Source organism: Sphaerisporangium krabiense (genome assembly GCF_014200435.1).
Classification (GTDB): domain Bacteria; phylum Actinomycetota; class Actinomycetes; order Streptosporangiales; family Streptosporangiaceae; genus Sphaerisporangium; species Sphaerisporangium krabiense.
In genome coordinates this window covers 816,387-828,802 of record NZ_JACHBR010000002.1, presented here as the reverse complement: position 1 = coordinate 828,802, position 12,416 = coordinate 816,387, and the positions used below count along the sequence as shown (strand labels likewise).

The window sequence follows — 12,416 nt, the reverse complement described above, 5'->3', positions numbered from 1 at the left end:
ATAGTTGGAGGTCACGCTATGGACCCCTCGTACGAGTGGCACATGCGCATGTCCGCGCACTCCCCGCCGCCCCCGTTCCCCCCGCCCCCGATGGGCCCGGTTCCGCCCGTCCCGCCCGTCCCCCCTGTCCCGCCGGTGCCGCCGGTCCCCCCGGCGCCGCCGGGCTTCCACCACCACGGGCCGCCGGTGCCCCCCTTCGCGCCCCGCGTGCGGCGGGGCGACGTGCGCGCCGCGCTGCTGTCGCTGCTGGCGGAGGGCGAGCGCAACGGCTACCAGATGATCCAGGAGATCCAGCGGCGCAGCCACGGCATCTGGCGGCCCAGCCCCGGCTCGGTCTACCCCGCGCTCCAGCAACTGGAGGACGAGGGCCTCATCGCCGGGAGGGACTCGGGTGGCAGCCGCGCCTACCGGCTCACCGCCAGGGGCCGCGACCGTCTCGCGGCGTGCGCCGGCGGCCCGCCCGACCCCTGGGCGGAGGTCGCGAGCAGCCTGCCCGAGGAGATGATGGAGCTGCGGATGCTCTGGTCGCAGCTCGGTGAGGCGTTCGCCCAGCTCACGCAGGTCGCCAACCCGCGGCAGCTCGCCGCGGCGCGCACCCTGCTCAAGAGCACCAGACGTTCGATCTTCACGATCCTCGCCGACGACGGGGACGAGGAGGAAGAGGGACCGTGACGACACGTGAGGCGCCCGCCGTCGCCGTACGGGGGCTCAGGAAGAGCTACGGCGCGGTCGAGGCCGTGAAGGGCGTCGAGTTCGAGGTGCGGCCGGGCGAGGTCTTCGGCTTCCTCGGCCCGAACGGCGCCGGCAAGACCACCACGATCAGCATGCTGTGCACGCTGATCCGCCCGACGGGCGGCAGCGCCCTGGTCGCGGGGCACGACGTCGTCCGGGAACGCGACCAGGTGCGCCGCAACATCGGGCTGGTCTTCCAGGACCCGACGCTGGACGGCTACCTGTCGGCCGAGCAGAACCTGCGCTTCCACGCCGAGCTGTACGGGGTGCCGAAGGACGTCGTGGGCGCGCGCATCCGGCAGGTCATGGAGATGGTCGCGCTGTGGGACCGCAAGGACGCCAAGGTGAACACCTTCTCCGGCGGGATGAAGCGCCGCCTGGAGATCGCGCGCGGCCTGCTGCACTCGCCGCGCGTGCTGTTCCTCGACGAGCCGACCGTGGGGCTCGACCCCCAGACCCGCTCGGCCATCTGGGGCTACATCAACAAGCTGCGTCACACCGAGGACATCACGATCTTCATGACGACGCACTACATGGACGAGGCCGAGTACTGCGACCGCATCGCGATCATCGACCACGGCGAGATCGTGGTCATCGACTCCCCCGAGGAGCTGAAGGCCAGCGTCGGCAAGGACCGCGTCCAGATCCAGACCGCCGACGACGCGACCGCGATCGCCGCGCTCAAGGAGCGCTTCGACCTGGACGCCGCCGTCCGCGAGGGGACGGTCACCTTCGCGGTGGCCTCCGGCGAGGCGTTCGTGCCGCGCCTGTTCTCCGAGCTCGGCGTGCCGATCCGCTCGGTGAGCGTGTCGCGCCCGTCGCTGGACGACGTCTTCATGAACTACACCGGCTCCACGATCCGTGACGCCGAGGGCGAGAGCGGCGGGCAGTCCTACATGCGCGCCATGGCGAGGAGGTGAGCCCCATGTCCACCGAGGTCTCCGCGTCCGGCGTCGTCGGGGTCCGCGTGCCCGGGCGCGGCGCGGCGCACGACGTGCGGGCGATCAAGGTCGTGCTGCACCGCGAGCTGCTGCGGTTCCTCAACGACCGCACGCGCATGGTCTCCACGCTGATCCAGCCCGTGCTGTGGCTGTTCGTCATGGGCACCGGGCTGAGCACGCTGATCACCGGCGGCACCGCCCAGGGCGTCGACTTCCGCACCTTCATGTACCCCGGCGTGATCGCGATGACGGTGGTCACCACCGCCATGTTCTCGGCGGGCTCGATCGTCTGGGACCGGGAGTTCGGGTTCCTGCGCGAGATGCTGGTCGCCCCGGTCGGGCGCGGCTCGATCGTGATCGGCAAGTGCCTGGGCGGCGGCATCGTCGCGACCGCGCAGGGGGTGATCATCCTGGCCCTGGCGGGCCTGGTGCACGTGCCCTACTCCCCCGCGCTGATCCTGACCCTGCTCGGCGAGATGTTCCTCGCCTCGTTCACCATCACCGCCTTCGGCGTCAGCCTCGCGGCCCGCATGAAGAACATGCAGTCCTTCTTCGGCGTGATGCAGATGGCGATCATGCCGATGATATTCCTGTCGGGCGCGATGTTCCCGCTGGCCGGCCTGCCCGCGTGGCTCGCCTTCCTGACGAAGGTGAACCCGCTGACCTACGCCGTGGACCCGATGCGCCACGCGGTGTTCAGCCACCTGTCGGTCCGGCCGGAGGTGATGGACGCGCTGAACCCGGGAGTCCACTGGTGGGGCTGGCACGTCCCGGTGGGCGTGGAGCTCGGCATCGTCGCGCTCATGGGCCTGGCCCTGCTCGGCGTCGCCGTCGCGCAGTTCCGCCGCGCCGACTGACCGCCCGAGAACGCGCCGGCCCCGGCCGGGCGAGGGAGCCGGCCGGGGCCCCGCCGTCCTCACGGCGTGGCGTGCGCGGCGAGGTCGTGCCCCCGCACCAGGCCCCTGAGGTAGGCGATCGCCTCTCCGGCCTGCGCCTCGATGAACAGGCGCTCGGGCGCGTCGCCCGCGGAGGTGACGCGGAAGGCCGCGCCGCGCCCGGCCGGGCACACGGTGACCCGGGCCAGGGCGATGCCGTCCGGGCCGAACACCAGCAGCTCGCCGGGCTGGTGACGTACCGGCTCGACCGTGTTGTGCGCCAGCACGACGCGCAGCCGCTTCACGATCAGGCAGGTGACGTCCGCGTCCTGGAGACCCTCCCGCAGGGCGCAGAGATGCCGCGTGTCGGCGTGGGCCTTCTTTTCCGTGACGGCCTTGGTCTTCGTCTGGGTCATGGTGGGAACCGTTCATCGTCGGATAAGGGCGATGCCCGTACGGACGCGAGCCCGTACGGGCGGCGGGGCCTGCCCCGGACGGCCTCCCGCCTGTAACGAAGCCATCGGGAAGCGAGTTGAAGCCGATAAATGCCGCAAAAGGGATTGAATGCGCGAATGAGCTCCCTTGGCACCGATCAGCCCTCCGCCTCGACGGCGTCGTACGGTCTTCTCAGATTGCTCCGTCGCGATTACTCTCGGTAGAGGTTTCCCTTCAACAACACAGAGACACATCCGGTTAATGCCGTCGTGAACCGCGGCGAGGTGGAAGGAACGCCGGGATGCCCCATCCGAGCGAGCTCAACCCCGCCGAGAGCCCGAGGGCCCTTTTCGGCTACGAACTTCGCAAACACCGAAAAGCAGCAGGACTTTCGCAGGAGCAGCTTTCCACCCGAATTCAGTACACGGCGGCGATGATCAGCTCGGTGGAGACCGCCAAGCGCACGCCGTCGCACGACTTCGCCCAGCGCTGCGACGACGCCCTCCGCCTCGACGGCACCCTGGTCAGGCTCTGGCCGTTCATCCACCACTCGGCGACGCCCCCGTGGTTCCGGCCCTGGCTCGACATCGAACGGGAGGCCGGCACGCTGCGCGCCTGGGAGCCGCTGGTCATCCCTGGCCTGCTGCAGACCGAGGCGTACGCCAGGGCCATCTTCCTCGGCGAACCGCGCGCGGTGCTGGAGCGGGTCAAGGAGAAGGTCGCCGCGCGCCTGGAACGCCAGAGCATCTTCGAACGCCCCGAGCCCCCGATGTTCTGGGCCGTGATCGACGAGGGCGCGCTCCGCCGCGTCATCGGCGACCCCCTGGTGATGACCGACCAACTGAAACGCCTGGAGGAGCTGGAGACGGTTCCGCACATCACCCTTCAGGTCCTCCCATTCTCGGCGCGCTCGACGGCCGGACTCGAGGGAAGTTTTCTGATGGCCCAGGCAACGGGCTTGCCTGATGCGGTATACCTCGAGGCTGTTGGAGGACATGGCCAGGTCATCGAACGTGCCGCGGAAGTTCAGGAACTCCTGACGCGATACGAGATGATCCGTGCTGAGGCTCTTCCTCAGCAGGCGTCCTTTGCGCAAATAAGGGAGATTCGAGAACATATGCAGCTGAACGAGGAACTCTCCACCGCACGGTGGGAGAAGTCCACATTCTCGGGGGGCAGCGGCGGCAATTGCGTCGAGGTCGCTTTCCTGTCCCGCGGGCTCATCGGCGTCCGAGACAGCAAGACCCCCGCCGGCCGGCCGCTCGTCTTCACCGCGGATGAATGGGCGGACTTCGCGAACGGCCTCAAGTCGGGCGAATTGCGCCCCTGATTCCCCCTGAGGAGGCGGACGGCCCGGGAACGCCAGGTTCCCGGGCCGTCCTGTTCGTCGCGGCGCGCTACGTCAGGGCGTCACTTCCTGACCTTGACGAAGTCGGCCTTGCCGGACGAGGCGCGCGCCTCGTCGTTGCCCGGGAAGACGACCCTCCACTCGCCGGAGCGCCACGCCTTGGCCTGGGCACGGAAGGCGCCCGAGCCGCCGGTCGCGACGGTCTTCACGTACTCCCACTTGGCGCCGCCCGCACGCTTGAAGTACAGCGCGACCTTCTGGTGGGCGTACCCCTCATAGCCGTGGCCGTTCCAGATCTGCAGCACGCCGCGGCTCGTGACGTACCTGCCGTACCGCACCGGCTCCGGGGAGGAGTCGGACCTGACGATCCGCGTCGAGGCGGTGTACCGCGCGACCTTCACGTGCACGGCCGGGCCGCTCGTCCCCCGCACGTGCCGGGATCCGTCGTACTCGGCCCGGTACCAGCCGGACCGCTCGGCCTCGGCCCCGATCCGGAACCGGCCGCCCCGGTCGGTCCTGCCGGAGGAGACGTACCGCCACCGCTGCGAGCCGTCCGCCCTGAACAGCAGGTCGATCCTCTGACCACCGTAGCCGCCCCACCCGCGGGACGCCTCCAGGCGCCCGCTCGCCACGAGACGGGCCCCCTCGGTGGCCGGGTTCGGGGCGACGCGGAAACCGGTGATCCGGCTGTGGGCCCGCGTGGCGCGCACGTCGACGCGGTCGCTGTCGCTGACCGTCTTGTGCGCGACGTCGGAGCCGTCGTACTCGGCCCGCCACCAGCCGGTGCCCAGGGCCTTGACGCCGAGCGCGAAGCGCCCGCCGCGGTCGGTGCGGTCGGAGGCCACGCGCTCGTAGCCGGCCGCGCCGTAGGCCCGGAAGGCGATGGACACCTTCTGGTCCGCGTACGGCCGCCACCCACCGGCGCCGTTGACCAGCAACCGGCCGCGCAGCCACAGCCTGCCGCCCTGGGAGACCGGCTCGGGCGAGGCGCCGAAGCCGGCCAGGTCGGTCTCCCAGACCTGCCTGACCTGGAAGTCCTTGTCGGCCTTGCCGGTGCCGACCACGCTGGTCGCCTTGGCCGTGACGTTCCACGTGCCGGCGGCGTCGGCGCGGCCGAAGGTGCGCGTGCCCTCCCATTTCTGCTTTCCGCCGACCTCGCCGGCCTTCTTGGCCTCGACGTCGACCGTCGACCCGTCGGGCCGCTTGAGGGTGAAGCCTCCCGAGGTCGCCCCGTCCACGAGGAAGCTGAAGGTGACCGGCCTGCCGTCCTTGTCCTCGACGACCACCGGGCTCGGGCCGACGTCCACCGAGGTGACCTCGGGGGCCGCCACGGCCGTCGCCGACGCGGGTGAGGAGACCAGGGCCAACGTCCCGGCGCTCATCGCCATCGCGACCACGACGGCGCGCATGCGTTGAAACACGGGGTACCGTCCTTTCCCGTTGCTCGAACGCGGCGTGAGGGTGCCACGTCTCTCCACTCCAATAGACGGCCTTTGGTGTACGTTGGTTGGGAGATCTGACAAAGCGTCAAAAAGATGAGTCAAAGCGAACGATCGCCGCAACCGGCCAGACGGTTCCGGCAAGCCCTGAGACGGGGCCCCGATGCGGGCTACATAATCGGCCGTGTGGCCCGCGACGCAGTAGAGACGCACTTCACCGAGTCGGTCGCCGCGCTCTCCCCAGGCACGCGCCGCGATCCCGCCCTGCCCGTCCGCCCGGGCACCACCCTCACCGGCGACCTCTGCCGCGAGCTGTTCGAGGTCCAGCTCGCCAGCAGGCTGCTCGACATCGCGGCCCGCTGGCTGCGCGAGCAGGGCGAGGGCTTCTACACCATCGGCTCGGCCGGCCACGAGGGCAACGCGGCGGTGGCCGCGGCCGTGCGCCCCACCGACCCCGCGCTACTGCACTACCGCTCCGGCGCGTTCTACCTGGCGAGGTCGGCGCAGGCCGGGCGCCTGGCCGAAGAGGGCCTGCGCGACGTGCTGCTCGGCCTGTCGGCCGCGGCCGAGGAGCCGATCGCCGGGGGCCGCCACAAGGTCTTCGGCCACCCCGACCTGGCGGTCATCCCGCAGACCTCCACCATCGCCAGCCACCTGCCGCGCGCGGTGGGCGTCGCGTTCGCCGTCGAGCGGGCGCGCAAGCTCGGCGTCGAGAGCGCCTGGCCCGCCGAGTCGATCGCCGTGTGCAGCTTCGGAGACGCCTCGGTCAACCACGCGAGCGCGCTCACCGGCTTCAACACCGCCGCCTACTGCGCCTACCAGGGCCTGCCGCTGCCGATCCTGTTCGTCTGCGAGGACAACGGCATCGGCATCAGCGTGCGCACCCCGCGCGACTGGGTGCGGGCGTCCGGCCACCCGCTGATCCCGCGGTTCGAGGCCGACGGCTGCGACCTGGCCGAGGCCTACGACGTCGCGCGGCGGGCCGCCGAGCACGTCCGCGCCCACAGGTCGCCCGCCTTCCTGCACCTGCGCGTGGTGCGGCTCATGGGACACGCCGGCTCCGACGTCGAGTCCGCCTACCGGGCGCCCCGCGAGATCGCCGCCGACCTCGCGCGCGACCCCCTGGTGGCCACGGCGCGGATGCTCGTCGAGGCGGGGCTGACCGACCCGGAGGAACTGCTCGGCCGCTACGAGACGATCCGCGAGCACGTGCTGAAGCTGGCGATGGAGTCCACCCGGCGTCCCCGGCTCGCCTCGGCGCGCGAGGTCATGGAGCCCCTCGCCCCGCGCCGTCCCGCGCTCGTCGCCGCGCAGGCCGCGCGCCGCCCGCGCGACCGCGCCGCGGTGTTCGGCCCCACCCTGCCCGAGCACGAGGGCCCGCTCACCCTCGCCCAGGCCGTCAACCGCACGCTCGCCGAGATCCTCGGCACCCATCCCGAGGCGATGGTGTTCGGGGAGGACGTCGCGCGCAAGGGCGGCGTGTACGGCGTCACGCGCGGGCTGCTCAAGCGCTTCGGCGCGGCGCGGGTGTTCGACACGCCGCTGGACGAGCAGGCCCTGCTCGGCCTCGCCCTCGGCGCGGGCGCCTCGGGGCTGCTGCCGATCCCGGAGATCCAGTACCTGGCCTACCTGCACAACGCGCTGGACCAGATCCGCGGCGAGGCGGCGTCGCTGCGGTTCTTCTCCAAGGGCGCCTACCGCAACCCCATGGTCGTGCGCGTGGCCTCCTACGCCTACCAGAAGGGGTTCGGCGGCCACTTCCACAACGACAACTCCGTGGCCGCGCTGCGCGACATCCCCGGGGTCGTCGTCGCCTCCCCCGCCCGCCCCGACGACGCCGCCGCGATGCTGCGCACCTGCGTGGCCGCCGCCAAGGCCGACGGCGAGGTGTGCGTCTTCCTCGAACCCATCGCCCTGTACGGCACCCGCGACCTGATGGACGAGGGCGACAACGGCTGGCTCACCCCGTACGCCCCTCCGGCCCGGTGGGCCGAGACGCACGTGCCCATCGGCAGGGCACGCTCCTACGGCGACGGCCGCGACCTCACGATCGTGACGTTCGGCAACGGGCTGCGCATGAGCCTGCGGACCGCGATCCGGCTCACCTCAGAAGGGCACGGCTGCCGCGTGCTCGACCTGCGGTGGCTGTCCCCTCTGCCGGTGGAGGACCTGGTCAGTGCCGCCGAGCTGACCGGCCGGGTGCTGGTCGCCGACGAGACCCGCGGCTCCGGCGGCGTGTCGGAAGGGGTGCTCGCCGCGCTCGCCGACAACGGGTTCGCCGGGAAGGCCGCCCGGGTGACGTCCAAGGACAGCTTCGTGCCGCTCGGCGACGCCGCCGCGCACGTCCTGCTGTCGGAGGCCGCGATCGAGGAGGCCGCCCGCCGGCTGCTGGCCTGAACCCGGCGGCCGGGTCAGGGGCGGCGGCCGGTGAGGGCCAGCGTGCGCTCCTGCGGGCTCGCGTCCTCCGGCACCGGGACGGGCGGCGCGAACAGCTCACCGGAGTACCCCTCCAGCATCGGCGCCAGGTAGTCGTGCACCTCCGCCATCAGCACCGGGTCCACGCGCTCGTCGACGCCGAGCGCGCGGGCCAGGTCCCAGGCGTGGACCGCCAGGTCGCTGGTCATCTCCATGCAGTAGCGCCGGGCGGGGACGGTGCCGTACGACAGGTGGACCTCGCGGTCCAGGGCGCCGGGAGCGGCGAACGCCTGCTGCGCGGCGACGCTCGCCCGCGTCCACCGGCCCACCGGGTCGTCGCCGAGCGGGTCGCCGTCGAACCGGTCGCCGACCTGGTCGATCGTCTCGCCCGCGAGCAGCGGCGGCACCCACAGCTGCTCGGTCACCAGGTGGCCGACCAGGTCACGGACGGTCCAGTCCGCGCACGGCGTCGGGGCGTCCCACTGGTCGTCGCGGACCATCGCCACGCGCAGGCCGAACTCGTCCATCGCGACGGCGTGCAGTTCCAGGACTCTTTCCTCCATACCGGCGGACCTACCCCGTTGGCATGGTTCATCCCAGACCGGCGCGGGTCACAGCCAGTCGCGGCGCTTGAAGATCACGTAGAGCGTGACGCAGACCAGGCCCATGAGCGTCAGCGCGAACGGATAGCCGAACCACCAGCTCAGCTCGGGCATGTGGGTGAAGTTCATGCCGTAGATCGTGCCGACCAGGGTGGGGGCGAAGAGGATGGCCGCCCAGGAGGAGATGCGCTTGACCTCCTCGCTCTGGGTGTAGCTGGCCTGGGTGACGTTCCTGATCTCCTCGTTCTGCGCCTGGCTGACCAGCGTGGAGTTGACGATCAGGATGTCCTGGAGCATCTGCCGGAAGTTGTCCACCCGCTCGACCACGGTGATCGCGTGGTCGGCGACGTCGCGCAGGTAGCGCTCCAGCTCGGTGTCCACGCCGTACTTGGAGGAGCCGGCGATCAGGCCGTTCAGCATGTCCAGCAGCGGGCGGGTCGCCCGCTGGAACTCGATCACCTCGCGGGACAGCTCGTAGATGCGCCGCGGCGCCGCAGGGTCGCCGCCGAAGACCTGGACCTCGATCTCGTCGATGTCCTTCTGCAGGCCCGCCACGACCGGCGCGTAGCCGTCCACGACCGTGTCCAGGATCGCGTACAGCACGGCCTGCGGGCCCTGGCGCAGCAGCTCGGGGTCGTCCTCCATGCGGCGGCGCACCTTGCTCAGGTCCGGGGCCTCGCTGTGGCGGACGGTGAGCACGAAGTCGGGGCCGACGAAGACGTGCAGCTCGCCGAACTCCACCTTCTCCGGCGAGTCCAGGTACTGCGCGGCCCGCAGCACCAGGAACAGGGTCTCGCCGTACCGGTCCGCCTTCGGGCGCTGGTGGGCGACGATGGCGTCCTCGACGGCGAGCTCGTGCAGGCCGAACTCCTCGGCCACGTTGAGGATCTCGGACTCCCGGGGACGGTACATGCCGATCCACGCCATGCTCCCCGGGGTGGAGCGCAGGGCGGCGACCGCCTCCGAGAGCGACGGCGGGCTGGCCACACGCCGCCCGTCGACGTAGACCGCGCTGTCGATCAGGCTCTGGTGGGCCGGGGACTCGCGGCCGCCGGACCGGGGATCCATCGAGTACTCCGGCGGCGCCGCCTCGTGGTCGCCGCCCCGGACCGGCACCCTGATGAAATCCTTCAGCCCGCGCACGCGACGCTCTGCCACGGAACCCTCCCCTCGGACGGTGAGAGCGGCCGCGCGTCCCTCCCGCTTCCGCCCGTGTCAGACCTTAGCTGCCCTTAACAGCCATCCTTAACGGGCTCCCCCGACCGGACCTCACCCCGGGGCCGGCGACGTGCTCTTCAGGTACTCGTCCAGCCGTCCACGGGCGCGGCCGCGCACCTGGCGGCGCAGGGCGGGCGTCCAGCCGAGCACCACGCCGGCGGGCACGCCGTAGGCCATCTTGCACCACCGGCGGAAGTCGAAGACGTCGTGGTGGCGGACGATCAGGCCGTCCTCGAAGCGGAACTCCGCGTCCACCTCGTTGACGACCGTGCGGCCGCTGCCCGGCAGGCGGTACGTGGCCGTCCAGTGCGCCGCACCGGTGTGCCGGCTCGCCATGACGTCCCGGAACGTCACCTGGACGTCCCGGCCCACGGCGAACAGCATGCGCCACATGCCTATCACGCGCTCACGGCCCTCCAACTCGGGGAAGACCGGGTCGCCGAAGCTGATCTCAGGGTGGTAACACCGCGCCATCGTGTCCAGGTCGCCGCGAGAGAAGGCCTGGAAGAACGCCAGAAGCAGCCCGTGCTGCTCCTCACCCTGAGGGCCCTGCGTAAGGGGTTCGTGCATTGTCCCAGCTTAGACGGCACGTTCCAAAACAGAACGCCATTCCCCCCACAGACCCGCCCACACCTGCTCCTCCCCGGGCGCCGGCCCACCGCCGGATCCCCTGGAGGTGCCCCGCGCGGAAGGGGACCCAGGCCGCCGGCTACCGCGTCAGCGTCAGGGACCAGAAGATCGACCAGCTCGCCTGGAACCGGGAGGAACAGCCGCCCTCAGATCAATCGACGTCGAAGCCGTCATCGCCGAAGTCGTCTGAGCCCTCCACGTACCAGCCTCCGTGGCCGCTTCCCGGGCTGTGATCGGCCGTCGTCGTGGCGGCCAACGGATCGGTGGCGCTGAAGGGGGCGCCGATGGCGAACCACAGATACCCGACCCCGAAAAAGGCGAGCCACCGCACCGCGCAGACGGCGATGAACAGGCTGAACGCGAAGTATTTATAATCCTGCGTGTAGATGTGCCACGCGAAGGCGAGAGCGAGCCCGGCCATACCGAGCAGGACGACCGCCAAAACGAGGTAGAGGAGCGAAGTGGACAGCCGCTTCTTTATGGGCCACGGCTTCGCAGGCGTTACTGACGCATCAGTTATCGGCACATCGGCGGACATACTTGTACGCTACGCCACCCGGTATCCGGTTTGCGCTACCCACTGGGTGCGCATCACCTGCCCTCAGCGGTCCACCGCGGCGGCGTCGCTCGATCTTATGAGTGACCAGATGACTGATTTCTGGAAACCGAACATGTCGAGAACGCCGTCCGGCGCGATGTCGTGGACCAGGCCCACCTTCAGGGTGACAAGGACATTCCCGACCGCCTCAAGGAGCTGTTCGAGGTCACAGGCGGGTGAGGTGGTCAAGGAGGTCTATGGGGGTCATCAGGTAGGCGCCGACCACCAAGGCCGCTGCCGAGATCAGAAGGAAGAGAAAGACGAAGAAGCCACCAGGGAACGGGGTGAGGCGCGCGAGCTGGTCGGCGTCGGACTCCGGCGCGCGGCCCTGGCGGCGCTTGCGCCGTAGCTCCAGGATCGGGCGGATGCCGCCGATCAGCAGGAACCAGACGGCGAGTTGCGCGCCGATGGCCTGGATGTCGGGCTTGGCGAACCAGGACAGGGCGAACACGGCCCCGCCGATGGTGACCAGCGAGACCACGCCGAACACGTTGCGGATCATCAGCAGCATGCAGACGAGCAGGACCAGCACCGTCCAGAGAAGGATCATGACGTACCCGGCGGCGGCCAGCCAGGCCGCGCCCAGCCCGAGCAGCGAGGGTGCGACGTACCCGGCGGCCGCCGTGAAGATCATGCCCGGACCGGTGGGGCGGCCCCGGGTCAACGTGACGCCAGAAGTATCAGAGTGCAACTTGATGCCCTGGAGCTTGCGCCGGGTGAGCAACGCGACGAGGGCGTGCCCTCCTTCGTGCGCGATCGTGATCAGCCCACGGGAGAGGTGCCACGAGGTCGGATACACGACCACGCCGAGCGCCACCACCGCTGCCAGGGCCGTCATCCAGAAGGGCGGGCTCGGCTGTACCGCCGTCACCCGCTCCAAGAAGCCGCCGAACGTTTGCAGGGTCCACCTCCATCGGGCACGCACCCCCCTGGGCGCGGATATAGCCTCGCACGCCCAGAGGAGCACGGTGTCCCACTCGTCCGGCCGGCTCGCCAGGTCCACGTCCATGCCGATGGCTCGACGCAGAACCATCCCCTGTCTTCGGGGTGCCGCCAGGCGTCGCCGTCCTGGTCGACGGCGATCGCGCCCGAGGCCGGCTCAGGCCACGCCGGCAGCGGCCGACCGAGGGGTCAGCGCCTGTGTGGGTGTCACCTGTACCTGTTCCTGTACGGCGGAGGAATC

Annotated in this window: 13 protein-coding genes; 5 read left to right on the top strand and 8 right to left on the bottom strand. The window is 70.7% G+C overall.

Features of this window, described 5'->3' with window-relative positions; translation table 11 throughout:
* Positions 1-18 precede the first annotated feature (18 nt).
* The 3 genes from BJ981_RS31580 to BJ981_RS31570 are packed head-to-tail and all read left to right on the top strand — an operon-like array spanning position 19 to position 2,530.
* On the top strand, positions 19-672 hold the full coding sequence (locus BJ981_RS31580) for a PadR family transcriptional regulator (RefSeq protein WP_184617037.1): 654 nt from the start codon (positions 19-21) through the stop codon (positions 670-672).
* On the top strand, positions 669-1,652 hold the full coding sequence (locus tag BJ981_RS31575) for an ATP-binding cassette domain-containing protein (RefSeq protein WP_184617036.1): 984 nt from the start codon (positions 669-671) through the stop codon (positions 1,650-1,652). The genes BJ981_RS31580 and BJ981_RS31575 overlap by 4 nt, the downstream gene beginning before the upstream one ends.
* Before the next feature lie 5 nt (positions 1,653-1,657).
* Complete coding sequence (locus tag BJ981_RS31570; RefSeq protein ID WP_184617035.1) at positions 1,658-2,530, top strand: ABC transporter permease; 873 nt, start codon at positions 1,658-1,660, stop codon at positions 2,528-2,530.
* A 59-nt stretch (positions 2,531-2,589) separates the two neighbouring features.
* On the opposite strand, the gene BJ981_RS31565 is transcribed toward BJ981_RS31570, so the two are convergent.
* Positions 2,590-2,964 (bottom strand): hypothetical protein, encoded by a 375-nt coding sequence (locus BJ981_RS31565; protein ID WP_184617034.1) that lies wholly within the window; start codon positions 2,962-2,964, stop codon positions 2,590-2,592.
* A 320-nt stretch (positions 2,965-3,284) separates the two neighbouring features.
* On the opposite strand from BJ981_RS31565, the gene BJ981_RS31560 reads away from it, so the two are divergent.
* Entirely contained in the window at positions 3,285-4,313 is a 1,029-nt protein-coding gene (locus BJ981_RS31560) for a Scr1 family TA system antitoxin-like transcriptional regulator (protein ID WP_184617033.1), read from the top strand.
* An 80-nt stretch (positions 4,314-4,393) separates the two neighbouring features.
* Here the strand turns inward: BJ981_RS31560 and BJ981_RS31555 are convergent, their stop codons facing one another.
* On the bottom strand, positions 4,394-5,752 hold the full coding sequence (locus BJ981_RS31555) for a hypothetical protein (protein WP_184617032.1): 1,359 nt from the start codon (positions 5,750-5,752) through the stop codon (positions 4,394-4,396).
* 204 nt (positions 5,753-5,956) lie between these two features.
* On the opposite strand from BJ981_RS31555, the gene BJ981_RS31550 reads away from it, so the two are divergent.
* Positions 5,957-8,167 carry a thiamine pyrophosphate-dependent enzyme gene (locus BJ981_RS31550; protein ID WP_204070271.1) on the top strand — a complete coding sequence of 737 codons (2,211 nt, stop codon included), beginning with the start codon at positions 5,957-5,959 and terminating at the stop codon, positions 8,165-8,167.
* A 14-nt stretch (positions 8,168-8,181) separates the two neighbouring features.
* Here the strand turns inward: BJ981_RS31550 and BJ981_RS31545 are convergent, their stop codons facing one another.
* The 6 genes from BJ981_RS31545 to BJ981_RS31520 all read right to left on the bottom strand — a co-directional run bounded on the left by BJ981_RS31545 (position 8,182) and on the right by BJ981_RS31520 (position 12,266).
* Positions 8,182-8,748 (bottom strand): TIGR03086 family metal-binding protein, encoded by a 567-nt coding sequence (locus BJ981_RS31545; RefSeq protein ID WP_184617030.1) that lies wholly within the window; start codon positions 8,746-8,748, stop codon positions 8,182-8,184.
* 48 nt (positions 8,749-8,796) lie between these two features.
* Positions 8,797-9,945 carry a magnesium and cobalt transport protein CorA gene (locus BJ981_RS31540; protein ID WP_239139246.1) on the bottom strand — a complete coding sequence of 383 codons (1,149 nt, stop codon included), beginning with the start codon at positions 9,943-9,945 and terminating at the stop codon, positions 8,797-8,799.
* A 111-nt stretch (positions 9,946-10,056) separates the two neighbouring features.
* Complete coding sequence (locus BJ981_RS31535; protein WP_184617029.1) at positions 10,057-10,575, bottom strand: nuclear transport factor 2 family protein; 519 nt, start codon at positions 10,573-10,575, stop codon at positions 10,057-10,059.
* 211 nt (positions 10,576-10,786) lie between these two features.
* The gene (locus BJ981_RS31530) at positions 10,787-11,173 is read right to left on the bottom strand and encodes a hypothetical protein (protein ID WP_184617028.1); all 387 of its coding nucleotides are present in this window, start codon (positions 11,171-11,173) and stop codon (positions 10,787-10,789) included.
* Positions 11,174-11,236: 63 nt separating this feature from the next.
* Positions 11,237-11,422: a hypothetical protein gene (locus BJ981_RS31525; protein ID WP_184617027.1), complete on the bottom strand. Its 186-nt coding sequence runs from the start codon at positions 11,420-11,422 to the stop codon at positions 11,237-11,239.
* Complete coding sequence (locus BJ981_RS31520) at positions 11,400-12,266, bottom strand: M50 family metallopeptidase (RefSeq protein WP_307837823.1); 867 nt, start codon at positions 12,264-12,266, stop codon at positions 11,400-11,402. Before BJ981_RS31520 ends, BJ981_RS31525 begins: the two co-directional genes overlap by 23 nt.
* Positions 12,267-12,416 lie beyond the last annotated feature (150 nt).